The sequence below is a fragment of the Nocardioides sp. genome, from assembly GCF_047606145.1.
Taxonomy (GTDB): Bacteria; Actinomycetota; Actinomycetes; order Propionibacteriales; family Nocardioidaceae; genus Nocardioides.
Window position 1 is genome coordinate 79255 of sequence record NZ_JASGET010000154.1, and the last position, 24908, is coordinate 104162.

23 protein-coding genes are annotated in these 24908 nt (G+C 70.9%); 3 read left to right on the top strand and 20 right to left on the bottom strand.

Annotated features, from left to right (window positions below; genetic code table 11):
* Positions 1 to 25 precede the first annotated feature (25 nt).
* From QM638_RS21310 to QM638_RS21370, 13 genes are all read right to left on the bottom strand, one after another.
* Positions 26 to 1396 carry an extracellular solute-binding protein gene (locus QM638_RS21310; protein ID WP_415145378.1) on the bottom strand — a complete coding sequence of 457 codons (1371 nt, stop codon included), beginning with the start codon at positions 1394 to 1396 and terminating at the stop codon, positions 26 to 28.
* Between the two features lie 135 nt (positions 1397 to 1531).
* A complete protein-coding gene (locus tag QM638_RS21315; protein WP_415145380.1) occupies positions 1532 to 2797 on the bottom strand; it encodes a hypothetical protein in 1266 nt (421 codons plus the stop codon).
* 124 nt (positions 2798 to 2921) lie between these two features.
* Positions 2922 to 3953 carry a 6-phosphofructokinase gene (locus tag QM638_RS21320; protein ID WP_415145382.1) on the bottom strand — a complete coding sequence of 344 codons (1032 nt, stop codon included), beginning with the start codon at positions 3951 to 3953 and terminating at the stop codon, positions 2922 to 2924.
* 100 nt (positions 3954 to 4053) lie between these two features.
* Positions 4054 to 5208 carry an ABC transporter ATP-binding protein gene (locus QM638_RS21325; protein ID WP_415145384.1) on the bottom strand — a complete coding sequence of 385 codons (1155 nt, stop codon included), beginning with the start codon at positions 5206 to 5208 and terminating at the stop codon, positions 4054 to 4056.
* 55 nt (positions 5209 to 5263) lie between these two features.
* Complete coding sequence (locus tag QM638_RS21330; RefSeq protein ID WP_415145386.1) at positions 5264 to 6490, bottom strand: CaiB/BaiF CoA transferase family protein; 1227 nt, start codon at positions 6488 to 6490, stop codon at positions 5264 to 5266.
* Positions 6490 to 7701: a CaiB/BaiF CoA transferase family protein gene (locus tag QM638_RS21335; protein WP_415145387.1), complete on the bottom strand. Its 1212-nt coding sequence runs from the start codon at positions 7699 to 7701 to the stop codon at positions 6490 to 6492. The genes QM638_RS21330 and QM638_RS21335 overlap by 1 nt, the downstream gene beginning before the upstream one ends.
* On the bottom strand, positions 7698 to 8564 hold the full coding sequence (locus QM638_RS21340) for an enoyl-CoA hydratase/isomerase family protein (RefSeq protein ID WP_415145389.1): 867 nt from the start codon (positions 8562 to 8564) through the stop codon (positions 7698 to 7700). The genes QM638_RS21335 and QM638_RS21340 overlap by 4 nt, the downstream gene beginning before the upstream one ends.
* 4 nt (positions 8565 to 8568) lie before the next feature.
* Positions 8569 to 9795: a MaoC family dehydratase N-terminal domain-containing protein gene (locus tag QM638_RS21345; protein ID WP_415145391.1), complete on the bottom strand. Its 1227-nt coding sequence runs from the start codon at positions 9793 to 9795 to the stop codon at positions 8569 to 8571.
* Between the two features lie 171 nt (positions 9796 to 9966).
* On the bottom strand, positions 9967 to 10773 hold the full coding sequence (locus tag QM638_RS21350) for an ElyC/SanA/YdcF family protein (protein WP_415145393.1): 807 nt from the start codon (positions 10771 to 10773) through the stop codon (positions 9967 to 9969).
* 104 nt (positions 10774 to 10877) lie between these two features.
* Positions 10878 to 12176 carry a hypothetical protein gene (locus QM638_RS21355; protein ID WP_415145395.1) on the bottom strand — a complete coding sequence of 433 codons (1299 nt, stop codon included), beginning with the start codon at positions 12174 to 12176 and terminating at the stop codon, positions 10878 to 10880.
* Positions 12177 to 12266: 90 nt separating this feature from the next.
* A complete protein-coding gene (locus QM638_RS21360; protein ID WP_415145397.1) occupies positions 12267 to 12575 on the bottom strand; it encodes a hypothetical protein in 309 nt (102 codons plus the stop codon).
* A 128-nt stretch (positions 12576 to 12703) separates the two neighbouring features.
* Positions 12704 to 13975 (bottom strand): LysR family transcriptional regulator, encoded by a 1272-nt coding sequence (locus tag QM638_RS21365; protein WP_415145399.1) that lies wholly within the window; start codon positions 13973 to 13975, stop codon positions 12704 to 12706.
* Between the two features lie 23 nt (positions 13976 to 13998).
* A complete protein-coding gene (locus QM638_RS21370; protein ID WP_415145400.1) occupies positions 13999 to 14916 on the bottom strand; it encodes an NAD(P)/FAD-dependent oxidoreductase in 918 nt (305 codons plus the stop codon).
* A 127-nt stretch (positions 14917 to 15043) separates the two neighbouring features.
* Between QM638_RS21370 and QM638_RS21375 the strand changes: the two genes are divergently transcribed.
* On the top strand, positions 15044 to 16192 hold the full coding sequence (locus QM638_RS21375) for a lactonase family protein (RefSeq protein ID WP_415145402.1): 1149 nt from the start codon (positions 15044 to 15046) through the stop codon (positions 16190 to 16192).
* Between the two features lie 55 nt (positions 16193 to 16247).
* On the top strand, positions 16248 to 16898 hold the full coding sequence (locus QM638_RS21380) for a GntR family transcriptional regulator (RefSeq protein WP_415145404.1): 651 nt from the start codon (positions 16248 to 16250) through the stop codon (positions 16896 to 16898).
* Between the two features lie 29 nt (positions 16899 to 16927).
* Here QM638_RS21380 and QM638_RS21385 read toward each other — a convergent pair whose 3' ends face one another.
* The 3 genes from QM638_RS21385 to QM638_RS21395 form a co-directional block, all read right to left on the bottom strand.
* Complete coding sequence (locus QM638_RS21385; protein ID WP_415145406.1) at positions 16928 to 17347, bottom strand: MarR family winged helix-turn-helix transcriptional regulator; 420 nt, start codon at positions 17345 to 17347, stop codon at positions 16928 to 16930.
* Between the two features lie 62 nt (positions 17348 to 17409).
* Complete coding sequence (locus QM638_RS21390; RefSeq protein WP_415145407.1) at positions 17410 to 18825, bottom strand: CoA transferase; 1416 nt, start codon at positions 18823 to 18825, stop codon at positions 17410 to 17412.
* Between the two features lie 4 nt (positions 18826 to 18829).
* On the bottom strand, positions 18830 to 19609 hold the full coding sequence (locus QM638_RS21395; RefSeq protein ID WP_415145409.1) for an SDR family NAD(P)-dependent oxidoreductase: 780 nt from the start codon (positions 19607 to 19609) through the stop codon (positions 18830 to 18832).
* A gap of 296 nt (positions 19610 to 19905) precedes the next feature.
* Between QM638_RS21395 and QM638_RS21400 the strand changes: the two genes are divergently transcribed.
* Positions 19906 to 20334 (top strand): MarR family winged helix-turn-helix transcriptional regulator, encoded by a 429-nt coding sequence (locus QM638_RS21400; RefSeq protein WP_415145411.1) that lies wholly within the window; start codon positions 19906 to 19908, stop codon positions 20332 to 20334.
* Between the two features lie 8 nt (positions 20335 to 20342).
* Here the strand turns inward: QM638_RS21400 and QM638_RS21405 are convergent, their stop codons facing one another.
* From QM638_RS21405 to QM638_RS21420, 4 genes are read right to left on the bottom strand one after another with little or no spacing between them, the layout of a single operon-like run.
* A complete protein-coding gene (locus QM638_RS21405; protein WP_415145413.1) occupies positions 20343 to 21743 on the bottom strand; it encodes an MFS transporter in 1401 nt (466 codons plus the stop codon).
* The gene (locus tag QM638_RS21410) at positions 21740 to 22783 is read right to left on the bottom strand and encodes an NAD(P)-dependent alcohol dehydrogenase (protein WP_415145415.1); all 1044 of its coding nucleotides are present in this window, start codon (positions 22781 to 22783) and stop codon (positions 21740 to 21742) included. Before QM638_RS21410 ends, QM638_RS21405 begins: the two co-directional genes overlap by 4 nt.
* 9 nt (positions 22784 to 22792) lie before the next feature.
* Positions 22793 to 23662 carry an aldo/keto reductase gene (locus tag QM638_RS21415; protein ID WP_415145417.1) on the bottom strand — a complete coding sequence of 290 codons (870 nt, stop codon included), beginning with the start codon at positions 23660 to 23662 and terminating at the stop codon, positions 22793 to 22795.
* Between the two features lie 12 nt (positions 23663 to 23674).
* Positions 23675 to 24865, bottom strand: coding sequence for a lactonase family protein (locus QM638_RS21420; RefSeq protein ID WP_415145419.1), 1191 nt, complete (start codon positions 24863 to 24865; stop codon positions 23675 to 23677).
* Between the last annotated feature and the right edge of the window lie 43 nt (positions 24866 to 24908).

Sequence of the window (24908 nt, forward strand, 5' to 3'; positions counted from 1 at the left end):
GAGGTGTTCGTCATGACAACGGGTCCTACTTCAGGGTCGCGTTCATCTTGGCGATGAAGGCGTCCGGGGTCGTCGAGCCGTTGGTGACGGCGGCGGTCGCGGACTGGAAGGTGGTGCCGAGCGAGCCGAGCAGCGTGGTCCAGGTGCCGCCGTAGTAGCTGGCCTTCTCCGAGGAGGTGTAGACGAACTTCGCCAGCTTGCCGGCATCGGTGTCACCGAAGAGGTCGTCGGCGCCGGCGACGGCGGGCGGGACGTCGGCCGCGATCTGCGCCTTGGCGTGGTCGAGCGTGGTCAGCGAGGTGCTCAGGAAGGAGTAGGCGAGCTGCTTCTGCGCCTCGGTGGACTGACTCGAGACCGCGTACAGCGACGCGGTGGCGCCGTACAGGCCGTCGTTCGACGCGTCGTCCCCGGCCGGGAAGTTGAAGTAGCCGAGGCTGCCGCTGGTCAGGAAGTCGGGATCGGCCGACTGGACCGCTCCCTGCAGCCAGGTGCCGTCCACCTTCATGCCGGCGCGGTTGCTGTAGAGCAGCGCGGTGGCGGCGCCGGAGACGTCACCGACGCTGTCGAAGCCCTTGCCGAAGGCGCCACCGGTGCCCCACTTCTGCAACTCCTCCAGCGCCGTCTTGAAGGCCGGGTCCGACCAGGCGTCGTGCTTGCCGGCGAGCACGCGGTCGAACGGCTGGTGGCCACCCGCGCGATCGACCAGGTACTGCAGGATCCAGGTGCTGGGGAACTGGTCCTTGTTGCCCAGCGCGAGCGGGATCTCGCCGGCGTCCTCGAGCTTGGCGATGTCGTGGTCCATCTCCTCGAGCGTCGTCGGCGTGGTGCTGATGCCGGCCTTCTTGAAGACCGTCTTGTTGTAGAACACCAGCCAGGGCTGCGCGCCCCAGGCCGGAAAGCCGTAGACCTTGCCGTCGAAGGTGCCGGGTTCGAGCGAGGAGGCGACGAACCTCTTCTCCCAGCCGGGCGCCGCCTTGGTCATCTCGGTGCCGAGGTCGACCACCTTGCCGGACTTCACGTACGGCTCGAGGTCGCCCTCGCCGAAGGTCTGGAAGATCGTCGGCGGAGTGCCTCCGGCCATCACCGTGGTCAGCTTCTGCTTGAGGTTGTCGCTGTTGATGAACTGGAGGTCGATCTTGGTGCCGGGACAGGCCTTCTCATAGGCCTCCGCCTCGGCGGTGTCGAGCTTCTGATGGCTCTCGGAGGTGAGGATCGACCAGACGCTGATCGTCGCGTCCGCGGGGCAGCCTCCGGCCGGCTCGACCGCGGCGACCGAGACCGAGGACGAGGCGTCATCGGAGCCGCCGCAGGCGACGAGGGTGGGGACGGCGAGAGCGGCAGCGGCGAGCAGGGCCGCCCGGGAGATGCCCCTTCCTCGGCTCGGACCGATCTTCATGGCTACTCCTGTGTTCCTCAGAGGCGACTGGATTAGTGAACAATTTTGTCATGCAATATGGTTCACTGCAGGTTAGTATCGACCGATGGTTGCCGGGTGTCAAGCGTCACATCGACGGGAGCCGCCGACCGCGGCTCAGCGCAGGAATCGCCCGGGCTCGGTGAGCCAGCCGGACACATAGCGGGCCTCGATCGCCACCGTGTCGCCGTACGTCGCCGCGTCGGCCGAGGCCCAACCGTGGGTCGCGCCCTCCATGAAGGCGATCGACCTGTCGGCGCTGCGGGCGTTGCGGTAGGACCACTCGGCGGTGATGTACTCATAGCCGGCCGTGTGACCCATCACCAGCAGTGGGCACGAGATCTGCTCGACGTTGCCGCTGGAGCAGGTCATCGACGAGGCGAAGTCCACCCCGCTGAGGTGGTCCTCGCCGTAGTCGAGGTCGTCGGCGAGGGTGACCTCGAGCCAGAGCAGGTCCTTGACGGTGGTCTGCCAGGCCGCGGGCAGCGTCCCCGGCAGTCCGGGGTTGGTCTCGTCCAGCGCGATCCGCGAGACCACCTCGGTGCTCACCGACCCGTCCCGGTGCACCAGCGGCCACGCCTGCCTGGTGTGCGCGAAGTAGCTCAGATCGCCGACGAAGAGCTTCGGCGAGTTGTTGATGCCGATCGCGTCCGGCACCAGGATCGGCTCGTTGTCACGCAGCTCACCCCGGCCGGCCTCGATCAGCCGCCAGCGCTCCTCGGCATGAGCCAGCAGTCGCCGATAGCGGTCCCGCTGGGCCGCCACGAACCGGCGCCGGAACTCGGGGGCGTAGTGGGCCCGGGCGTTCGGCGCCCAGCCGTTGGCCGGATTCAGCGGATCGAGATCGGGGTCGACGATCAGTCCGTTGCCCTCCCGGACCAGGGCCGGGTTCATCGAGAGCACGTGCATCACCATGAAGCCGAAGTTGGCGTCGAGCAGCATCAACCCGTCGACCGGGGTCAGGCTCATGTCCGGGATCGGCAGCCGTCGCTCCGGCCCCTGGAAGACGCCGGCGCCGTTCTCGGCGATCTTCTGGAAGGCGCTCATCAGCCCGGCCCCGCGACTCTGCCCCATCAACACCGTCGCCTCGACACCGTCCAGGTTGCGCAGGAGCTCCAGGCAGCGCTCCATCGCCAGGAACTGGTCGATGAACGAGGCGGAGTCGGGCACGCAGTACGCCGTACGGAAGCCGTTGGCGGCCAGTTGCCGCAGGAAGCCGTGCTGCAGGGTCCGGCCGAGCCCGCCGTGCATCGAGGCCACCAGGATCCGCCCGTTGTCGCCCGGCGCCACCGGCTCGTAGAGCAGGATGTTGGCCCCCTGGACCCGGTGGTAGGTCTCCCGCACCGCGCCGGAGGACGCCTCTGCTCGGACTGCATCGCTCATCACGGTCTCCTCGATCCGCCGCCGCGGCCGCCTGGAGAGCCGCAGAATCCTTGCCTTCAGTCAAGTTATTCGATGATAGGCCAATATTGTTCAACGATCCAGCCCGGGTGCGGGATCGCGGCGATCAGCGGCCGAAGAGCGACCGGGCCTCGTCCCAGCGGTGCTGCGGCACCGTCTTGAGTCCGGAGACCGCCTCGGCGAAGTCGACCCGGACGATCTCGGTGCCACGGGTGGCGACCATCTGGCCCCAGCCGCCGTCGTGCACCAGGTCGACCGCCGCCATCCCGAAGCGGGTGGCCAGCACCCGGTCGAAGCCGGTCGGCGCGCCGCCCCGCTGGACGTGTCCGAGGATCGCGGCCCGGGTCTCGATGCCGGTGAGCCGCTCGATCTCCGCGGTGAGGTACTCCCCCACCCCGCCGAGCCGTGGCCGACCGTCCTGCTCCACGCCCTTGCCGGAGAGGACCTCGTCGTGGCCCTCGGGGATGAAGCCCTCGGCGACCACCACCAGCGGCGCCCGCCCGCGCTCGTACACCTCGCGCACCCAGGTGCACAGCTGGTCCATCGAGACGCGCTGCTCGGGGATGAGCACCGCGTGCGCACCGGCGGACATCCCGGAGTGGAGCGCGATCCAGCCGGCGTGGCGGCCCATCACCTCCGCGACCATGCAGCGGTGGTGCGACTCGCCGGTGGTGCGCAGCCGGTCCAGCGCGTCGGTCGCGATGGAGACGGCGGTGTCGAAGCCGAAGGTGTAGTCGGTGCCGCTCAGGTCGTTGTCGATGGTCTTCGGTACGCCGACCACCGGCAGCCCCGCGTCGGAGAGCCTCTTCGCCCCGGCCAGGCTGCCCTCGCCGCCGATCGCGACGATCGCCTCCACGCCGAGCTCGTCCAGCACCCGCTCGATGCTCTCGATCCCGCCGCCCGGAGACTCGATCGGGTTGGTCCGCGAGGTGCCGAGGATGGTGCCGCCCTCGCGCGCCAGGCCCCGGACTCGCGCGCGGGGCAGCTCGATGGCCCGACCGTCCAGCACCCCGCGCCAGCCGTGCAGGAAGCCGACGAGCTCGTCGCCGTAGGTCTTGATCCCCTGCAGCACCGCGCCGCGGATGACGGCGTTCAGGCCGGGGCAGTCGCCGCCACTGGTCAGCAGGCCGATCTTCACGCCGTGAAGGCTACGCCAGTGCCCGGCCGACGGAACGTGCACGTCGGCCCGGCTCCGGCGTACGGCGCGGCCTCCCGCTCTGCACGCCCACTCAACACATTCAGGCCCGGGACACCGGGAACGCCCGCGCCCGGAGCGGGTCCAGCCGGACGCAGACCGCCGCGCCGCGCTCGAGCAGTCCGCCCTCCATCGTGTGCACGACCAGCCTCTGTGAGCCCGCCATCACGATGTGCTCCAGGTGCGAGCCCAGGAAGACCGATTGGGCGACCTCGGCCTTGAGGCTGTTGACGCCGTCGGTGTGGGCCACCACGCGCAGGTGCTCGGGACGGAACATCACCTCGACCTCCACTCCCGGCGTCAGGTCGGCCTCGACCGGGGTGCAGACCAACTCGCCGAGGGAGGTCTCGACGGCGACCGCTCCATCGAGCTCGCCGGCGGCGCCGATCACGGTGCCCGGCACCCGGTTGCCGCTGCCGACGAAGTCGGCGACGTACCTGGTCCGCGGCGCCATGTAGACCTCCATCGGCTCGCCCAGCTGAGCCACCTCGCCGACCTCCATCACCGCGATCCGGTCCGCCAGGCCGGTCGCCTCGGTCTGGTCGTGGGTGACGTAGAGCGCGGTGAACCCGAGCCGCTCGTGCAGCGCCAGCAGCTCCTCTCGCAACCGTTCGCGCACCTTGGCGTCGAGGTTGGAGAGCGGCTCGTCGAACAGGATGACGCCCTGGTTGGCGACCAGGGCGCGGGCCAGCGCCACCCGCTGCTGCTGACCGCCGCTGAGCTGGCCCGGATAGTTGCCGGCGAACCTGGTCAGCCCGACCGTCTCCAGGACGTGCTCGACCCGCGCCTCGACCTCGTCCTTGGGCAGCTTGGCGGTCCGCAGCGGGTAGGCGATGTTGCGGGCCACCGTCAGATGCGGCCACAGCGCGTAGGACTGGAACACCATGCTCAGCCTGCGTCGCTCCGGCGCCAGCGAGATGCCCTGCTCGGAGGAGTAGACGGTCTCGCCGTGCACCCGGATCTCGCCCGAGTCCGGCTGCTCCAGACCGGCCACGCTGCGCAGCAGGGTGGTCTTGCCACAGCCGCTCGGCCCGAGCAGCACCAGGATCTCGCCCTCGGCCACCTCCACCGAGACGTCCTGCAGGGCGGCCAGCCGGCCACGCTTGGTCTGGTAGCTCTTGGACAGGTGGCGGACGCTGACGCGCGGCTGCTCCGTGGTCGATGTGCTGCCGTCGTTCCGCTCGGCCGTGACGCTCATCGTTGCTCCCTGGACTGGCCGTCGGATCGGCCGCTGGACTGGCTCGGCATGACTGCTAGTAGATGACCTTGGCCTCGGCCAGGCGCGCGATCTCGTCGGGATCGAGGCCGAGGATGTCGGTGAAGACGCGCTCGTTGCTCTCCCCGAGCAACGGCGCGCTCTTCTGGATCAGCGCCGGCGTCGCCGAGAGCAGCCACGGCGGGCTGATCGCCGGCCGACGACCCAGGACGGGGTGTTCCACCTGGCTGATCGCGCCGCGGGCGGCCAGGTGCTCGCTGGTGAACAGGTCGTGGGCGTTCATCGAGACCATCGCCGGCACGCCGGCGGCCTGCAGCTCGGTGGTGAGCTGCTCCGCGTCCCGGGTACTGGTCCACTCGGTCAGGCCGGCGTCGAGCCGGTCCTGAGCGGCGTGCCGCCCGGCGGCGGTGGCGAGCCCCGGGTCCTGGGCCCAGGCCGGCGAGCCCATCGCCGCCACCAGGGCCCGCCACTGCTCGTCGGTGTCCACCCCGATGCTGAGCCAACGGTCCTCGCCGGCGCAGCGATAGACCCCGTGCGGCGCCCGGACCGGGTCCCGGTTGCCGTCCCGCATCGGCGAGCGTCCGGTCATCTCATGGGCCATCACGGAGTCGCCGACCAGCGCGTTGAGGGCGAAGCTGGCCGCCAGATCGATGTACTGCCCCTCCCCGGTGCGCTCGCGGATCAACAGTGCCGTCGCGACCGCGAACGCGGCCGCGGTGCCGGCCCGGGCGTCGTTGGAGCTGGTGCCGGTGTTGGGCTCACCGTCGGCGTACCCGGTCAGGTGCGCCATCCCGCTGTAGGAGGCGAAACAGGGCGCGTACGCCGTGTAGTCGCGCATCGGACCAGTGTGGCCCCAGCCGGAGATGGAGACCATGATCAGGTCCGGCTTGACCTTGACCAGGTCGGAGTAGCCCAGGCCCAGCCGGTCCATCACGCCCGGCCGCATGTTCTCGATCGCCACGTCGGCGGTCCGCACCAGCCGGCGAGCCAGCTCCGCACCCTCCGGGGTGGCGATGTTGAGCGAGACGCTCTGCTTGCCGAGATTGACCTCGAAGAAGTTCGAGGAGGCCTCGACGTCGTCGCTCAGACCGGCGCGGTGGGCGATGCGCTGCTCGTCGACCCGGCGTCGGCTCTCCACCTTGATCACCTCGGCGCCGAGGTAGGAGAGCAGCATCGTCGCGTAGGGTCCGGCCAGCACCCAGCCGAAGTCGATGATCCGTACGCCGGCCAGCGGTCCGTCGGCCAGCACAGGCTCGTCCTTCATCAGATCACTCCCGCCTCACGCAGCTTGGTCAGGTCTGCGGCGTCACGGCCCAGCCCGTCGCCGAGGACCTCGTCGTTGTGCTGGCCGAGCAGCGGCGCGGGACGGGTGCCCTGCCAGGCCACGTTGGAGAAGTCATAGGGCCGGCCCGGGTGCCGGATCACGCCCGCGACCGGGTGCTCGAAGTCGACCAGGTAGTTGCGGTAGCCGACCTGCGGCGAGGTCACGAAGTGGGCGGCGTCGTACACCGGGGCGCTCGCGCTGCGCGCCGCCTGGATGCGGTGGAAGATCTCCTCGGCGTCGTACTGGTCGGCCCAGGCCTGCAGATGGGCGCGCAGCTCCTCGTAGTGCGCGGAGCGCCCGGCCTGGGTGTCGAACGGCGGGTTCGCCGCCCAGCCGGGGCGGCCCATCGCCTCGAACAGACCGTTCCACTGGATCTGGGAGGAGAGGATGATCAGCACGTACTGGCCGTCCTTGCCGCGCACCAGCGTCTCCAGCAGCCGGCCCATCCCGGTCCGGTCGGCGGGGATGCCGTCATCGATGTAGCGCCGCAGCTGGGACTTCTCCAGGTGCATCACCGCGTGCTGGGTGGAGACGTCGACGTGCTGACCGGTGCCGCCGCGTCCGCGCCAGAACAGCGCCGACAGGGTGGCGATCGCGGCGGTCACCGCGGCGTCGTACTCCCCCAGGTAGCCGGCGCCGCGCACCGGCGGACGGGACCTGTCCGGTGAGTTCATCGGCAGCAGGTAGCCCTGACCGCTGGCGTGGAAGGTGGTGAGGTAGTCGGCCTGGTAGTCGGCCCACGGTCCGGTCTGGCCGAACGGAGTGATCGAGGTGACGACCAGGCCGGGGTTGAGCCCGCGCAGCGTGTCGAGGTCGAGGCCCAGGGCAGCGAGCTCGCCGGGCCGGTGGTCGTCGATGAGTACGTCGGCGTCGGCGATCAGCTCGCGGAACAGGTCCTGCCCCTGCGGCGTGGCGAGGTCGAGGGTGACGCCTCGCTTGTTGGTGTTCAGGTAGAGGTAGAGGCCGGAGGCCTCCGGGTCCGGGCCGTCGTCCAGGTAGGGCCCGCGGTGGCGGGCGACGTCGCCGGTGCCGGGCCGCTCGACCTTGATCACGTCGGCGCCGAAGTCGGCCAGCAGCTTCCCGCAGTACGGACCGGAGACGAAGCTCGCGGTCTCGACCACCTTGAGGTGGCTCAGCGGTGCCTGGGTCATGAGGGCGTCCCTTGCGTCTGGGTGGCTCGTGATGCTCGCCTCGCGTCGCGCTCGGCGAGGAAGCGTCGGACCGATTCGGTGTGCGCCGGCGATCCGTAGCAGATCGCCTGGGCCTGGCCGCCGAGCTCGTTGACCTCGGCGAGGTCGAGGCCCAGGCTGCGGTTGAGCACGCCCTTGGCCAGCGCGTGCGCCAGCGGTGGCTGCTCGGCGAGGCCGCCGAGGAAGGCGATCGCCGCCGCACGCAGGTCCCGCTCGGCCAGCACCCGGTCGGCCAACCCGATCCGGTGCGCCTCGCTGGCGTCCACCGAGCGGCCGGAGAAGATCAGCTCCTTGGCCCTCGCCAGCCCGACCCTGCGCGGCAGGTGATACATCCCGCCGCCGTCGGGCACCAGTCCGCGCTTGACGAAGCTGGCGGCGACGACCGCCGAGTCGGCGAGCCAGACGAAGTCACAGGTCATCGCGACGTCCAGGCCGAGGCCGGCGGCCGTGCCGTGCACGGCGGCGAGCGTCGGGGCACCGAGATCGTGCAGCTTCTCCAGGGTTGCGTGCAGCTCGCGCTGGCGCCGCCAGCCGAGCTCGGCCGCCAGCGCGCCCTGATCGAGCCGGTCCTGCATCCCGCGGATGTCCCCGCCCGCACAGAACGCCGGGCCGGCACCGGCCAGCACGACGCCCCGCACCGCGGTGCTGGCGACCTGGTCGGCGAGGTGGTCCACCGCACGACGCAGGTCGGCGCGCATCTGGTCGTCGATGGCGTTCCGGACCCGCGGCCGGTTGAGGGTGAGCACCGCGACCGGACCCTGGCGCTCGACCAGCACGGTCTCCAGGGCGAGCGCGGCGACATCCGACTCGGGCGAGGTGCTCATCTGCTCAGGCCTCGGCCTTCGAGATCAGCTTGACGGTGACCGTCGCCTTGGTGTGCACGACGCCGTCCTGGTTCTCCGCGCGTACGTCGAGGTCGACGAGATGGTCGCCGTCGTCGGCGTACTTGCGGGCCACCTGCCCCTTGACCACGGTCGCGTCGCCGAGGAAGTTCATCCGGCGGTCCTGGGAGTCCATCGAGCGGACGAAGCCGTCGTCGCCCATCCAGTCGGTGACCAGGTGGACCAGCATCATCTCGTTGTGGATGCCGCCGGCGTTGGCGTAGGGCACGCCGAAGAGCCGCGCCGCATGGTCGTCGTAGTGCCAGTCGCGACGGAAGCGGTGCTCGTTGGTCTCGGGGTCGCGCGGATGGTGGTCGAGGTGGTGGCGCATCGCGGCCCACTTGATCGCGAAGGCGTAGGTGTAGCAGCTGACCACGGTGCGGGCACAGGCGTCGCAGACGTCGTAGATGCCCTTGTGCACCGGGGTGATGTCCTCGCCCTCGACGACGTCCTCCCAGTAACGGGTCTTCGCACCACGGCGATTGACGCCGGCGAGCTGGGCGTCGAAGTCCTGGTGGATGACGTCGAGCTCGTCGTCGGAGAAGAAGTGCCGTTGCTTGTCGGTGTAGAGGCTGGAGTCCTTCTTCCTCTCCACCCGCTTGCCCGGCGGGGTGGCCATGTAGATGTTGCGTCCGGTGGCGACCGCGATCGTCTCGTCGCGTTGGTTGACGAAGTAGCGCGGGACGGACTCGATGAACATCCGGTAGGGCTTGCCCGGGACGTCCTTCTCCTCGAAGCCCAGGTACTTGTCGTAGACGCTGAAGGAGTCCATCGGCCGGAACGGCTTGACGTAGTCGTGCCTGTTGCCTGCGGCCAGCCGGGCGACGCCGGGGACGCGCAGCCGGCCACCGAACGAGGAGCCGAAGGAGATCGCGGACTCGAAGGTCGGCGGCGCGATGATGCCGCCCCAGCGGGTGCCCTGGGCGTAGGACGGGTCGCGCCACAGCGGGTTGGGATCTCCGATGGCATCGGCGTAGTGCCGGATCAGGTCCTCGGTGACGAGCTTGTTGTTGATGCCCCGCTCGTACTCGTTGTCCATGATCGCGTGCGGTGGCGGCGGGGTCTTGATGGCACCGCGCTCGTCGTTGAACTGCGCGATCCTGGCGTCCAGGCGCTCGTTCCACTCCGAGTCGGAGAGCTGGTCCCAGTCCTGCTCGTCGGCGGCCTGGTTCATCGGTGGGTCCTCCCGTCGGGGGCGCACGCAACGTGCAGCGAACTTGCTAGACATAATTGTTGAACAACTTGAGATTAGCCGAGCCCGCGCGCGTCGTCAACCTGCACCGGCGATCGTCGGCGGGGTCCGCGCCGACCTCGCCGCCGTCCGCCGGGCTCCCGAGCCGCGCGGCTACCGGGTGCGGTCGTCCCGCTCCGCCGGTCCGCCCGCCCACCGGGCGTCCGCAGGCCGGACGGCGTAGCCGGCGGTGTCGCGCAGGAACGCGAATGCCTTCCGCACCTCGGCGGGCACGTCCACGTGCGCGATGTAGCCGCGGCCCCTCGGCCCGTAGCCGTCGACGTCATCGCTCAGCCGCGGGATCTCACCCATCAGCAGCGAGACGTAGCGATCGAGGTCCCACATTCCGTCCGGCGCCGACTCGTACGCCACCTCATCGCCCACCGCTCGCACCCAGGTCCGGTGCGAGGCGAAGTTGACCAGCGTGGTCGCCGGCGGCGCGTGGCGGCGGAACCCGGCGTCCATGCGTTGCTGCATGGTCGCGTCCTGCACCAGCACGATCCGGTCGTGCCGGACGCCGCGCGCGTCGAGCAGCGCGAGCGCGTTGGTCACGTTGCTCCCGCAGTTGGTGGATCTCTCCTCCAGTGCGTCGACGACGAGCCCGTCGTGATCGCGCAGATAGCGATCGAAGAGCGCGGCCTCGCTGAGCCGGTCGACGTCGGTCCATCCCGTTCGGCGGCGCAGTTGCCGGCGCAACGCGTCGGTGCTGTGTCCCTCGCCGCCGACGACGAGGGAGAAGTCCGCGATGCCGGCTCGGATGGCCTCGGCGAAGACCGCGGCACCGGCCAGGATGCTGCCGCCGAACAGGATCGCCACGTCCGCCCGGCCGCCGAGGTGGTCGGGCGTGAGCCGGTCGACGTCACGCCGGGCGCAGAATCCGACGAGCGTGTTGATGCTCGCCGCGATCCCGTCCGTCCGCACGCCGACAGGGTACGGCGCCCCAGCCCGGGCCCGGCTCCGCAGACCGCGTCGAGCCGCGCGGCCGGCGTATCGCTCTGTCCTGCTCACTCTGCCTGCCCCGACCGCTACTTCGTGCGCACCTCGGCGAGCAGTGCGGCCCACGCCGCCGGCAGCTGGACCGGCTTGGTCACCGGGAAGCCGATGTAGCCGTTCCCGGAGCCGATCTCGACGTGGTCGCGATCGCGGTCGCCCGCCACCACGATGATGAAGTCGTCCGGCGAGGAGACCATCTGGATGTCGCGCTCCAGCTCCATCGAGCTGCCCAGCTGTTCGGGCCAGTTTCCCTCCCGGATGCCCTTGTAGAAGCGCTCCACGATCATGCCCGACAGCCGGGAGACCCGGAGCTTGGCGTTGGCGTAGAAGTGCTCGCGCACCGCCTGCTTGGTCCACCCCTGCTCGGTGAGGACCTTCAGGATCGCCGGGGTGATCACCACCGTCGGCCGAGTCACCATGCCGCGGAAGAAGAACTGGATGAACATGTGGTTGTCGGCCATCCGGGCCTCGATGTTCGTCAGGATCTGCTCCGCGGAGGGATCGCCCACCTCGATCGCCTGGGTCATCTCCGTGCAGGCGGTGATGGTGACCAGGTTGTCACCGGCCCGATAGCCCTCGTCCTGGCCGTGAGTGGGCCAGCCCATCCCGGTCACCGACTCCTCGTCCTCGGCCAGCACGATCCGGAAGTTGCCGCCGAAGCAACCCTTGTCCGTCTTGTGCGGCAGGAAGCCACAGGCGTTGCGCAGGTACATCCGCCAGAACCGGCCGATGCTGGTGTTCGCCTGGAATCCCGGCCGCAACGCGGCCTGGCCGTAGTTGAACCCCAGCTCCTCGAGCATGGTGCCGTTGACGATGATCAGGGTCTCGGTCCCCGGCGTGTGGCCGAGGTGCTCGTGCCCGAAGGCCGGGTCCACCATCGCCTCGACGATCGCGACCAGGACCGGCATGTACTCCGGGCGGCACCCGGACATCACGCCGTTGACCGCCACGTTCCAGATCGTGGCCTCACGCGAGTCGGGCAACAGCTTGCCCAGCACCTCGTCGGGGTCACGGTCGGTGAACCGCAGGAACTGCTCGACCTTGTCGATCGTGGGCGGCACGATGGGCAGGCCCTCGCTCCACTCGTGCTCCAAGAAGTACTCGTTGACCTCCTCGTAGGTCCCCTCGAAGATGATGTCCCGCTTGCCGGGCTCGCGGACGAAGCCCTCTTCCTCGGGTTGGACGGTCAGGCCCTCGATGACCTGGTCGAGCATCGTGCCGGCCACGTTGGCCTCGAGCTGCTCGTCGGTCACGAAGTTGACGTGTCCGGGGTGGATCGTGTGGGGCAGGTTGGGCAGCCCCAGGCCCTTCGCGGTCAGCTTGCCCTGCATGACGAATCCGCCACACAGAGCAGTCACCGTCGGGATTCCCAGTTTCTCAACCAGGGCGGAGGCACGCGTCACGGCGGCCGTACAGGAGCCTCAACAGCCCACGCCGCAGATGACGGCGTCGACCCCCATCTCCTTGAGCTTGGCCGGCAGCTCGGCGAGCACCTTGTGCTCGTTGGCACCGTGGATCTCGCCGAACTCGCGCCAGTCGACGAACTCGATGCCGTCGTAGCGGGCGGAGAGCTCGCGCTCCCAGATCTCGAACATCTTGTCGCCCTTGAAGACCCAGTCCCAGAGCTCGGCGACCTTCTTGCCCGCCAGGGTGTCCAGGCGCCGGGCCAGGCCCTTGCCGTCGTCCATCCGCCGACCGCTGGGCCAGACGACCTGGTAGTTCTCCGCCATCGATGGTGCTCCTGCTCCGTAGCGGCGAACCGTGCGAGGTCGGTACGCCGATGAACCGCTGTCCTCATCGAGGCTAGACCCGCCGGCTCGGTCACGCCCGCCGCGCATCACGCGGCCGCAACGCCGCATCACGCCCTCGAACGCGTGGTCGTGGCCGCGGCAGACCTCCGGAGCGCGACGAGGAGCGCGTCGAGCGCCGGCGAGGTCACTGTCCCGGCCCGACGCAGCAGCCGGACCGACCGGGTCATCGGCGGTAGCTCGGTGCGCAGCTCGACCAGGTCGCCGCGACCCAGCTCGACCTCGAACTGGCGAGCGGACACCACCGCGACGGCGCCGTCGGCCACCACGAGGTGTCTGACCACGGCCAGGTCCGCGGACTCGACCAGCGGCACCGGCGGCACCAGTCCCACCGCGCGCAACGCCTCCTCGAACAGCCGGCGAGAGGACGACGTCGCCCGCGGCAGCACCCATCGCTCGGCCAGCAGTTCGTCGGTCCGGACGCTCTCCCTGCCGGCCAGGCGGTGCCCGGCGCCGGCGATGAGCGCCAATCGGTCCTCGAAGAGGGGTTCGGCAACGCATCCGTCGAGCCCGTCGGCGTCCCGGGCAGCGCTGAGCAGCACGTCGATCGAGCCGCTCCGCAGCCCGTCGAGGAGGTGCTCGAAGTGACTCTCCACGGTGGTCACCCGAATCCCGGCGTGGGCGGCGACGACCTCGGCGATGGCGGACGGCAGGACGGTCGTCCGCCCCAGCGGAAGCGCGCCGACGACCACCGAGCCACCGCTGCAGTCCCCGAGCGAGGCGAGGTCCGAGACGAGGTGGCGCAGTTCGGCCTCCACCCGGCTGCCGTGCGCCGCCACCTGAACCGCCGCATAGGTGGGCAGCAGCCCGCCGGCGGTGCGCTCGAAGAGCTCCAGACCGACTCCCTCCTCGAGCCTCCGCAGCGCCATGCTGGCCCCGGCCTGGGTCAGGCCGAGCGCATCCGCGGCGAGCGAGACCCGGCGCAGCTCGGTGAGTGCGATGGCGAGGCGCAGGCGCCGGGCGTCGTACCACCAGTCGGGGGCCGGTTCGACGTGCACGCCGTCGGCCTGGGATCGCGCCACCGCCACCTGCTGGGCGGCGTGCCGCAGCTCGGTCTCGATCCGCTTGCCCCGTGCCAGCGTGGCCGTGCCGGCCGCGGTCGGCACCAGCCCGCGAGAGGTCCGCTCGAAGAGCGGCACCCCCAGGATCCGCTCCATCTCGGAGATCGCGCGCGAGACCGTCGCCGAGGACCGCTCCAGCTCGCGGGCCGCCTCGGCGATGCTGCCCGACCGCGCCACCGCGAGGAACGGGCGCAGGTCGCGCAGCACGCCCGGGGCCACCTCGGCGACCGTCGAGGCCCGGAGCGCCACCTCCGCCACCATCAGCCCTCGGCGCGGCAGCTCGCTCAGCGGGTGCGCAGGTAGCGCGCGGCGGCGATGCCAGCGGTCGCGCCGTCGCCGGCCGAGGCAGCCAGCTGCGCCACCGAATGCTGTCGTACGTCGCCGGCGGCGAAGACGCCAGGCACGGAGGTCGCCATCATCGCGTCGACCACCACCCGGCCGTCCCGGTCGAGATCGACCAGGCCGCCCAGCCACGCGGTGTTGGGCACCAGCCCGGCGAAGACGAAGACGCCGGCCACCTGTTCCTCCCAGGTCCGCTCGCCCTGACGGAGGGTCACCGCGCCGACCGCGCCGTCCTCGCCCTTGATCTCGACCAGTTCGGTGCCGAAGACGGGCTCGATCAGGTCCACCTCCTTGACCCGGTCGGCCAGCAGCTGCTGCGCCCCGGCGAAGTCGTCGCCGCGGTGGACGAGGAGCACCTTCTCCACGCCCATGCCGGCGAGCACCATCGCCTCGTCGAGGGCGGAGTCCCCGCCGCCGACGACCACCACGCGCTTGCCGCTGAAGAAGTAGCCGTCACAGTCGGCGCACTGGGAGACCCCTCGGCCGCGGTACTCCTCCTCCCCCGGTACGCCGAGCGTGCGCAGCGTCGAGCCGGACGCGACGATCACCGCCGCGGCGGAGTGTCGTCCCTCGGCGGTGTGCACGGTGAGCACGTCGCCCTCGCGTTCCAGGCCGGTGACCGTCTCCATCACCACGCCGGCGCCGGCCTGCTCGGCCTGCATCTGGGTCGCGGGGCCGAGCATCATGCCGCCGACCGGCTCCATCTGGCCGGGGAAGGTCTCGATATGTTCGATGTTGGACACCTGGCCGCCGGCCATCATCTGCTCGATGACGAGGGTGCGCAGGCCCGAGCGAGCGGCGTACAGGCCGGCGGTCAGGCCGGCGAGACCCCCGCCGACCACGATGGCGTCGTAGTCCATCTAGGTCTCCTTAGCTCGTCACGCCGATCGAAGACGACCTGACATGTATGGCAATATTGTTGAACAACATCAACTGTAACGACGCCCACACCGGCCGTCAACCGGTGCGCGATCGGAGGGGAGAGCGATGACCCGGTGGCTGTACGTGGGCACCTTCGAGCGCGCCTACCACCGCGATCTCGTCGAGGCGGCCGTCGGCGTCTACGCCTTCGGCCTGCACGGCGGCACGCTGGTGCCCGGGCCGGTCACGCCCGCGGTCCGCTCGGGATGGCTGACGCCGCACCCCGACGGCAAGACGCTGTACGTCGCCCACGAGGTCACCGAGCTCGACGGCGCCCCGGGCGGTGGGATCGGCGCGTACGCGGTCGACCGCGAGACCGGCGCCCTGCGCCCCCTCGGCCGGCGCCGGACCGGTGGCAACCCGTGTCACGCGGCGCTCAGCCCGGGCGGCTCCCATCTCGTGGTCAGCACCTTCCACGGCGGCACCGTCGAGGTCTTCGAGATCGGTCCGGACGGTGCGCTCGGCGACGCCGTGCAGGTCGTCCGGCATCACGGGTCCAGCATCCATCCACGGCGCCAGCGGACACCGCATCCGCATGCGGTGGTCTTCGACCCGACCGGCCGGTTCGTCCTGGTCCCCGACCTGGGCGCCGACCGGGTGGTGGTCCACCAGTGGTCGGCCGGCCGGCTGCTCCACCGCCCGGAGCTGAGCGTCGAGGTGGAGCCGGGCTCCGGGCCACGGCGCCTCGTCTTCGGTGCCGACGGCACCCGGGCCTACCTGGTCGGCGAGATGTCGGCGACCATCGACGTCTTCGCCTGGGACGCCGATGGCGCACTGACCCGGCTGGACCGCGTGTCGACGGTGGCCGACGGCTTCACCGGACTGCGCTCGGCGGCGGAACTGCTGCTCGATCCCACCGGACGATTCGCCTACGTCACCAACCGCAGCCATGGCTCCAGCGGCCCACCACCCGAGCCGGGCGAGGACTCGCTGGCCTGGTTCGCCGTGGACGCCGACTCGGGGCTGTTGCGGCCGGCGGGACGGGTACCGTCCGGTGGCGCGATCCCGCGCACCATGACCTTCGGCCCGGACGGGCGGCTCTACGTCGGGCACCAGGGCAGCTCGACGATCCTCACCTTCGAGATCGACGCCGAGACCGGCGCCGCCACCATGATCGGAAGCCGTACGACGCCGGTGCCGGTCTGCCTCCAGTTCCTTCCCGTCGCGCCCGGCCGACCCGCGGACCGGGCACACCATGAAATCGCGACGCGATGAGCGGTCTCCACTATTGTTGACCAATAACACGTACTCGGGCGTCGAAAGGGACGAGATGCCGCAGCAGAACGCCGAGCCCCGCCAGGCGAAGATGGAGCAGGCCTACCTGCAGCTGCGTCGCGCCATCGAGGCCGGGGAGTACGCCTCGAACGAGCACCTCGTCGAGCTGCCGCTCTCCCGCACGCTCGGGGTCAGCCGGAACACGCTGCGCGCCGTCCTGACCCGGCTGGAGCAGGAGGGCTTCATCGTCCTGGAGCCCAACCGGGGAGCCCGGGTGCGGGCCTTCTCGCTGGAGGAGGCGCAGGACGCACTGCGCACCCGCGAGGTGTTGGAGGGACTCGTCGCGCGGCTGGCCGCCGAGCGGATCACGGCGAAGCAGGCGCGCGAGCTGACCAAGATCGTCGACGGCGCCGACCGCGCCCTCGAGCAGGACGACCTGCGCACCTTCACCACCACGAACCGGCAGTTCCACGTCAAGCTCGTCGAGATCGCCGACAGTCCGCAGGCGAGCTCGATGCTCGACTCGTTGCACTTCCCGATGGTGAAGTTCCAGTTCCAGACCACCATGGTGCCGGGGCGCAAGACCGAGGTGTCCGGGGAGCATCGCAAGCTGCTCGAGGCGGTGGTCAGCGGCGACGCCGACGCGGCCGAGCGGGTGGGCCGCTGGCACGTCGGCAAGATCCAGGAGACCCTCGCGAAGCTCTGACCCGGGACGCTCTGCCCCGGGGCGCCCGGCTACTCCGAGTCGATCAGGTGCTCGAGGAGCTCGAAACTGTCGTCGAGCCGGCGCCGATCGGCCTCGTCCAGGTCGGCCAGCAGGCCGGCCACCGACGCGGCCCGCTCCTCGCGGATGCGGCGATGCACCTCCTGCCCGGCCGCGGTCGCGGTGACCTGCACGACGCGTAGGTCACCGGGAACCGCTCCCCGCTCGGCGAGTCCGAGCTTCTCCAGCCGGTTGAGGATGCGCGACAGCATCGTCGGGTTGAGCCCCTCGGCCGCCACGATGGCCGGGATGCCGATCGGCCCTCGGCGGGCCGCGACCCCCAGCACCGACGCCTCGGTCGGGCTGAGTCCGGCGGCGGTCGACGCGGCGTTGAAGCGCCGGGTCAGCTTCACCACCACCCGGCGCATCCGCTCGGCGGAGTCGAGGTCCATGACGGGCATCCTGACATGATCGCCGACGGCGCCGCGGCCCGGCTCGAACCGGGCCGCACGACTCACCGCCGGCCCGACCAGCTCGCCGTGGCGCTGCCATAGCGCTCCCCCGGGCGCTCCCAGAAGAACGGCGCGCCCTCGACCAGCACGGGGGAGTCGAGTCGGCGTACGGGACCCCACACGCCGGAGACCACCCGATCCTCGTAGGGTCCCGACAGCGGCAGCTCGATCCAGGGCCCCTGCGGTGCCGCGGAGTCGGCGAGGAAGCGGGCGTTCCCGGCCAGCGAGAGCCGCGAGCGCGACCCCTGGCCGGTCAGCATCCGCCGGGTCAGGCCGCGCACGGCGGCCGCGGCGTCGACGTGCCCCACGCAGTGATCGACGATGACGTGCTGCACGATGCCGGGGGCCGTCACGTCCCGGGTGCCGGCTCGCCGCATGCTCTCGACGAGCAGCCCGGAGCTGGTGAAGACGGTCGAGTCGAAGCCGCGGCGGCCCGCCCACGGGCCGGTCCAGCCGTAGGCGTTGTGCGTCACCTCCACCAGGTCGGGACGTACGGCGGCACGCTCACGCTCGCCCAGGCCCAGCTCCTCGAACACCCCCGGCCGGAACCCGTGGACGAAGACGTCGGCCTCGCTGAGCAGCTCCAGGAACCGCTCCCGGCCCTCGGCACTGGTCAGGTCCAGCCGGGCGCACCGCTTGCCGAGTGTCAGCTGGGTCGGATCGCGGTCCGCCCACTCCTCGTAGCCGGGTGGGTCGATGCGCAGCACCTCCGCACCGAAACCGGCCAGCAACCGGGTCGCCATCGGGCCGGCGACCGCCCGGGTGCAGTCGAGCACCCGGATCCCCGCCAGCGGTCGCCCCGCCGAGGGCTGCCAGCCGGCCTCGGCGCCACCCCGCGCACGGGTCTCGACCGCCACCAGGGGCTCGGCCGCGACGGCGCGACCGGCCGGATGAGCAGCCCACTGCGACACCGACCGGCTCGCCGCGGCGGCGCCGCCGCCGGCCAGCAGGGCGTCCTCCAGCCCGTCGGCGTCGGACCGGGCGATCTCGGCACGGATGGCCGCGAGGTCCCGGCCGGTCCCCAGCACCGCGAGCATCCGGTCCTGGAGGCGCTGGTTCGCATCGGTGATGCGCAGATGGCGACCGTCCGCGGTCGGATACTCCCCGCCGATCCGGAAGGGCGAGGCACTCCGCGGCCGGGCACCGACCGGCTGCAGCAGGCCGCCGGCCCATCCGGTCACCAGCCTCCGGTCGACGCTCACCGCCGGACGCTCACCGCCGGACGCCGCCATCAGCTCGGCGACGGCCAGCGCGGCCGCCGCGAGCGAGGCGGCCAGCACGTCGGTGTAGCCGACGTAGCCGTGCAGCGATCCGTCGCCGACCAGGGTCACCTCGTCGGCGTACCCGGCCGGGAGGTCGAGGCCCGCCAGGAAGCCGCGCAGCAGTCTCCGGGTGGCGTCGTGCTCAGCTCGGGTCACCTCGTCACCGGGCCTGGATCCACAGCTCGCCGCCGTCCAGGGACACCGAGCCGGCGGTGATCGCGCCGGACCGCGGCGCACACAGGAACGCGGCCGCCCAGGCGAGCTCGGCCGGGGTGGGCTGGCGACGCAGCGGGAAGCGGCTCAGCCGCCGGGCGGTGTAGTCGTCGGTGACCTCGGGGTGCGTCTTCGGATCGCGCCGGGTGGCCTGGAAGCCGGGGTAGATCTCGTTGACCGTGATCCCGTACTGGCCGAGTCCGGCGGCCAGCGACCGGGTCAGGGTGCGCAGGCCGCCCTTGGCCACCGAGTGCGGGATCCGCTCGAAGTCGCCTCGGATGCCGTCGTTGCCGTTGATGTGCAGGATCCGCCCCCACCCGGCCGCGCGCATGTCCGGGACGAAGGTCTTGGCCAGGTACCACGCCGAGGTCAGCTGCTGGTTGAGGTGATAGTGCCAGTCCTCGTGCGTGGTCGCGAAGAAGTCCTTGTGCAGCCGGCGCGCGGCGTTGCTCACGTAGATGTCGACCCGGCCGAAGCGCTCCACACTGCGCCGATGCATCTCCTCGACCACCGCCAGCTCGCTCGCGTCGCCCAGCACCACCAACGCCTCGGCGCCGAGCTCGCGGGCGCGGGTCGCCACCTCCTCGGCCTCGGCGGCGTTGCTGCGCGCGTTGATCACCACGTTCGCGCCGCGCGCGGCGAACTCGAGGATGATCGCGCGGCCGATGTTGCGGCCCGATCCGGTGACCAGGACCGTCCTGTCGGAGAAGTCCAGCTCGTTGTCCATCGTGACCTCCTGCGTACGGCGGTCGATGACCGCCTGCGATGTATTTGCTATATAGCAAATACCTGACCGAAGGTAGGCCCGAGGCGACGAGACGGTCAACCTGTTGCCACATGGCAAACACCCTCTGGATTGGTCAGCAATCTTGCTCTACGATGCACCCGATGTCGCCCGCCTGCGCCCCGTCCGTCCACCTGTACGCCGGACGGCGGGATGGCTTGATAGCGTCCCGTCCCAGCAACGCCGTGCGCATCGCGACCGACCGGTCGACCGTTGTGCGCGCGCAATCGAGGTGAGGCATGGACGAGGAGACCCTGACCCGGCTGCGCTACGCGATCAGCGGGCTCGCCCGCCAGCTGGGCCGCGACTCCCCCGACGAAGGCATGACACCGACCCAGGCGGTGACGCTCGGGGCCATCGCGCACCGCGGCCCGATCAGCCTGTCCCGGCTCGCCCGGACCGAGGGCCTGCACGCCTCGCTGCTCTCGCGGATCGTCCGCTACCTCGAGCGCAACGAGCTGATCACCCGGACCCAGGACCCCGACGACATGCGTAGTCACATCGTCGAGGCGACCGCCAAGGGCAAGGAGACCGCCGCCCGGATCCGGAACAACAGGTCCGCCGTGCTCGCCGAGGCGACGCGCGTGCTCAGCGAGGCGGAGGAGCAGCAGGTCGCCGACGCGCTGCCCGCACTGGAGAAGCTGGTGGTGACGCTCCTGGCGGAGTGACCGCCGCGCTACCAGATCCCGCGCTTCTCCGGGATCAGGCCGACCAGCGGGATGACACAGATCAGGATCACGCCGAGGACGCCGAAGGCGCGAGCCTGCGCCATGCCCGGATCCGCCGAGGCCGCCGAGACCGCGGAGATGACCGAGACCCCGGTGATCCCGCCCACCTGACGCGCCATCCCCCGGATCCCGGAGATGGCGGCGGCACTCTGCGGCTCGAGCTCCAGGCCGGCGTTGTTGTTGGCCGGGATGGAGATGCCCATGCCGATCCCGGTCAGGGCCGCCCAGCCGGTGAGCCACAGCTCCGGGCTCATCCCACGGGCCTGGACGGACAGCATCAGGATGCCGGTGGCGGTGATCGCGAAGCCGACCCGCATCGGCCACCGATAGCCGGTACGGCGCAGCGCGAAGGCGGCCACGCCGGCCACCACGATCGTGCCGACCGCTCGCGCGGTCAGCAGCGTGCCCGAGGTGAGCACCGACAGCCCGTACCGGTTGACGGCGTACAACGGGATGAGCGCGCCGAAGCCGACGGTGACCGCGCCGGAGAGCACGTTGATCAGGTTGACCACCGCGAAGTCCCGCCGCGCGATCAACCGCGGTGGCAGGAACGGGTTGTCGATGCCCGAGGAGTGCCACCAGAACAGCACCAGCGCACCGAGTCCGACCAGGATCGGGACGACCACCGTCAGCGGCTGCACCCCCCTGCTGCCCAGGCTGCTGATGCCGAGCATGAGGCCGAGCAGGCCGACGATGACGAACACCACGCCGGTGAAGTCGACCCGGCCGCGGGCCCGGGTCTCGCCCTGGGGCAGCAGTGCCGCGCCGAGCACGACCAGCGCGATCCCGAGCGGGATGTTGATCAAGAAGATGCCCCGCCACGACCAGTAGGTCACGAAGACGCCACCGAGGACCGGCCCGATCATCCCGCCGATGGGGAAGATGCTGGTGAACAGGCCGATCGCGCGATCGCGGTCCCGGCCGAAGTGATCGGAGACGATCCCGGTGGCCGAGGGCAGGAAGGCGCCGCCCCCGAGAGACTGGACCGCCCGCAGCACGACAAGCTCGTAGATGTTGTTCGCCAGCCCGCAGCACAGCGACGCGGCCGTGAAGATGACCACCGCGGAGAGGAAGATGCGCTTGCGGCCGTACTGGTCGCTCAGCCTGCCCGCCAACGGCATCGCCAGGATCTGTCCGAGCGAGTAGACCGTGATCGTCCAGGTGCTCCAGTTCACCGGAGCGTCCAGATCGTGCTGCAGGCTGGAGAGCGCCGTGGAGACGATGGTCTGGTCGACCGAGGCCATCAGCAGCGCGATCGCCACCACCCCGAGGACGGTCCAGCGCCGGGGCAGCGGCTCACCCGCCGACTCCCGACCGCGGCGCTCTCCGGCCGCCACGTCACCCGTCAAAGGGCGACCACCGCCTTGAGCGCGCCCGGCAGGCGATCGGCCTCCAGCGCCTCGGCGACCCGGTCCAGGCCGAAGACATGGGTGACCAGCGAGTCCAGATCGATCCGTCCGGTGGCGGCGAGCTCGATCGCCAGCGGCCAGGTGTTGGCGTAACGGAAGACCCCGGTCACCACCAGCTCCCGGTTCTGCACGATCGGCACCGGCAGCGCCATCTCGTCGGCCCCCATCCCGACCAGCACCACCCGGCCGGCCGGCGCCGTCGCGCCGATCCCGGCGCGCACCGCCGCCGGGGCACCCGAGCAGTCGATGAAGGCGTCGAACCCGCCGCCGGCGTCCTCCCCGGGGCCGAGCACCGTCGTCGCGCCGTACTCCAGCGCCGCGGTACGGCGTTCGGCGACCGGGTCACTGACGACGACCTCGACGGCGCCGAAGACCCGCGCCACCCCGGCACAGATCAGTCCGACCGGGCCGGCCCCGGTCACCAGCACCCGGCTGCCGGGCGTCATGTCCGCCTTGCGGACCGCGGCGATCCCGACCGAGAGCGGCTCCAACAGCGCCGCGGCATGCTCGGAGACGGCCTCGGGCACCGGGTGGGCGAAGTCGGCCGGCACCACCACGTAGTCGCAGAACGCACCGTCGACCGGCGGGGTGGCGAAGAACTCGATCCGCTCGCACAGGTTGTATCGACCCTGCTTGCACGGGGCACACCGACGGCACGGACGTTGCGGCTCGATCGAGACCCGCTCGCCGACCAGGCCCGGGTCCACGCCCTCCCCGACCGCGGCCACCGTCCCGGCCGCCTCGTGCCCGAGCACCAACGGCTCGTCCACCACGTACGGGCCGATCCGGCCCTCGCGGAAGTAGTGCGTGTCCGAGCCGCACACGCCGACCGCCGTCACCCGGACCAGCACCTCGCCGGCATCGGGTCGCGGCACCGGCCGCTCCTCCAGGCGCACGTCGCGGACGCCGTACAGCACGCAGGCGCGCATCACCTCCGGCACCGGGTCGGCCGGGCCGCGGCCGGCCACCGAACTCGCCATCGTCACTCCTCAGTACTTGTAGCGGAACGTGTCCGGGTCGCCGCCGGTGCGCTGGTCCCGGTTGAGCGCGGTGATCGCGGCCATGTCCGCGGCCTCCAGCGCGAAGTCGAAGAGGTCGAAGTTCTCCCGGATCCGGCCCGGGTTGGTCGAGCGTGGGAACACGATGGTGTCGCGCTGCAGGTGCCAGCGCAGGATCACCTGGGCCGGGGTCCGGCCGACCCGCCGGGCGATCGCGCCGATGACCGGATCGGCGAGCACCAGGCCCTGGCCGATCGGCGACCACGCCTCGGTGAGGATGCCGTGCTCGGCGTGGAAGGCCCGCAGCGGCTCCTGGGTCAGGTAGGGGTGCAGCTCGATCTGGTTGACCTCCGGCTGCACCTCGGCGACCTCCATCAGCCGCTCCAGATGCGGGATGTGGAAGTTGGAGACGCCGATCGCACGCAGCGTGCCGGCCTGATAGGCCTCCTCGATGGCACGCCACACGATGGTGAAGTCGCGCACCGTCGGCAGCGGCCAGTGGATCAGGAACAGGTCGGGCACCTTGTCGCCGAAGTCGCGGATGGTGCCGTCGATCGCCGCCCGTGCCTCCTCGTAGGTCAGGTGCGCGTTGGAGAGCTTGCTGGTCACGAAGACCTCGTCCGGATCGATCCCGGAGGCCTCGATCGCCGCGATCACCTCACGCTCGTTGCGGTAGCCCTGAGCGGTGTCGATGTGCCGGTACCCCGCCGAGAGCGCCTCGCGCACCACCCGCTCGGTGTCCTCCGGCGGGATCTGGAAGACCCCGAAGCCGAGCTGCGGGATGCGGCCGCCGTCGCGGAGCGGCAGGGACGGGACCGGGATCGTGCGGTCGGGGTTCATCGGGTGCTCCGTTTCAGTCATGTTCAGCCTTGCTCAGTCTCGTTCAGTCGTGGCGGCCGTCGGCCGGTGGATCACCAGGCAGCCGGGCCGCTTGGCGGGCATGCGTACGCCGGTCGGAGTCAGTCTGCCGTCGTCGCCGACGGCGAGGGTGACCACCTCGGTGTCGCCGACGCAGCCGACCAGCAGGAAGTCACCGTCCGGGCTGAGGGTGCCGCCGCGGGGGTTGTCGAGGCCCAGCTCCAGGGACTGGACCAGGTGCGGCGTCCCCTGCTCGTCGAGCTCGAGGACGACCACGCGGTCGACTCCCCGGACCAGGTTGTAGAGATATCGGCCGGCGGCGTCGATCAGCAGGTCAGAGGCCTGCTCCGGCATGGCACGCCCGTCCAGACCGGGCAGCACGTCCACCTCCGCCCGGGTGGCGAGCCGACCGGACTCGTCGTAGGAGTAGGCGACCAGCACCGGAGCGGACTCGCTGTTGACGTAGAGGGTCCGAAGCCTCGGATGGAACGCGCAGTAACGCGGCGCGGCACCGGTGGGGTGCGGCGTGCCGGCGGGGTCGACCGGCACCAGCGCACCGCGGTCGGCGTCGATCCGGAACAGATAGATGCGGTCGGTGCCCTTGTCGCAGACGGCGTAGAGCTCGCCGTCCGGCGAGCGCACCGCGCAGTGGGCGTGGGCGAAGCCGGTCTCGCCGACCGGATGGGTGAAGACGTCGCGGGCCCGCCCGACCGAGCCGTCGGCGGTCAGCTCGAACAGCACCGTCGTCGCCCGGTCGCGCAGCCCGTCGACGGTGAACCGGTCGCCGTCGCGCCGTACCACCGTGACGGTGGCCGGCCGGGCGTGGTTGGTGGCGATCAGGTAGCGGCCGGTCGGGTCGGTGGTGACGTAGGAGGCGAGCGCGCCGTGGCTGGAGACGTGGTTCAGCTCGCGCAGGTCGCCGGTGCCGGGGTCGATGGCGAAGGCGTAGATCCGGCCGCCCCCGCCGGGCCCGATGTCGGGATTGTCGGAGCGCTCGTCGGCGACGTAGAGCCGGTTCCGCGCGGCGTCGAGATGGAGGCAGCCCACGCTGATCTCGGGATGCACCGTGCGCCGCGGGGTGAGCGCGCCGGAGGCCTCGTCGAAGTCGCAGATGGTCACGCCGTACCCGGTCGCGTCGATCCGCCAGTTGCCGACATAGGCGTAGGACGCCCGTCGCGCCATCACCGCCACCTTCCGAATGCTCACCGATATCGGTGAACGATTCTTCCACATGCCCAGATCATTGACT

Bases quoted from the DNA above. Each gene is read 5' to 3' on its own strand.
- QM638_RS21310 (WP_415145378.1), bottom strand. From the start codon at position 1,396: ATGAAGATCGGTCCGAGCCGAGGAAGGGGCATCTCCCGGGCGGCCCTG.
- QM638_RS21315 (WP_415145380.1), bottom strand. From the start codon at position 2,797: ATGAGCGATGCAGTCCGAGCAGAGGCGTCCTCCGGCGCGGTGCGGGAG.
- QM638_RS21325 (WP_415145384.1), bottom strand. From the start codon at position 5,208: ATGAGCGTCACGGCCGAGCGGAACGACGGCAGCACATCGACCACGGAG.
- QM638_RS21330 (WP_415145386.1), bottom strand. From the start codon at position 6,490: ATGAAGGACGAGCCTGTGCTGGCCGACGGACCGCTGGCCGGCGTACGG.
- QM638_RS21335 (WP_415145387.1), bottom strand. From the start codon at position 7,701: ATGACCCAGGCACCGCTGAGCCACCTCAAGGTGGTCGAGACCGCGAGC.
- QM638_RS21340 (WP_415145389.1), bottom strand. From the start codon at position 8,564: ATGAGCACCTCGCCCGAGTCGGATGTCGCCGCGCTCGCCCTGGAGACC.
- QM638_RS21345 (WP_415145391.1), bottom strand. From the start codon at position 9,795: ATGAACCAGGCCGCCGACGAGCAGGACTGGGACCAGCTCTCCGACTCG.
- QM638_RS21355 (WP_415145395.1), bottom strand. From the start codon at position 12,176: ATGCAGGGCAAGCTGACCGCGAAGGGCCTGGGGCTGCCCAACCTGCCC.
- QM638_RS21360 (WP_415145397.1), bottom strand. From the start codon at position 12,575: ATGGCGGAGAACTACCAGGTCGTCTGGCCCAGCGGTCGGCGGATGGAC.
- QM638_RS21365 (WP_415145399.1), bottom strand. From the start codon at position 13,975: ATGGTGGCGGAGGTGGCGCTCCGGGCCTCGACGGTCGCCGAGGTGGCC.
- QM638_RS21370 (WP_415145400.1), bottom strand. From the start codon at position 14,916: ATGGACTACGACGCCATCGTGGTCGGCGGGGGTCTCGCCGGCCTGACC.
- QM638_RS21375 (WP_415145402.1), top strand. From the start codon at position 15,044: ATGACCCGGTGGCTGTACGTGGGCACCTTCGAGCGCGCCTACCACCGC.
- QM638_RS21380 (WP_415145404.1), top strand. From the start codon at position 16,248: ATGCCGCAGCAGAACGCCGAGCCCCGCCAGGCGAAGATGGAGCAGGCC.
- QM638_RS21385 (WP_415145406.1), bottom strand. From the start codon at position 17,347: ATGGACCTCGACTCCGCCGAGCGGATGCGCCGGGTGGTGGTGAAGCTG.
- QM638_RS21395 (WP_415145409.1), bottom strand. From the start codon at position 19,609: ATGGACAACGAGCTGGACTTCTCCGACAGGACGGTCCTGGTCACCGGA.
- QM638_RS21400 (WP_415145411.1), top strand. From the start codon at position 19,906: ATGGACGAGGAGACCCTGACCCGGCTGCGCTACGCGATCAGCGGGCTC.
- QM638_RS21410 (WP_415145415.1), bottom strand. From the start codon at position 22,783: ATGGCGAGTTCGGTGGCCGGCCGCGGCCCGGCCGACCCGGTGCCGGAG.
- QM638_RS21415 (WP_415145417.1), bottom strand. From the start codon at position 23,662: ATGACTGAAACGGAGCACCCGATGAACCCCGACCGCACGATCCCGGTC.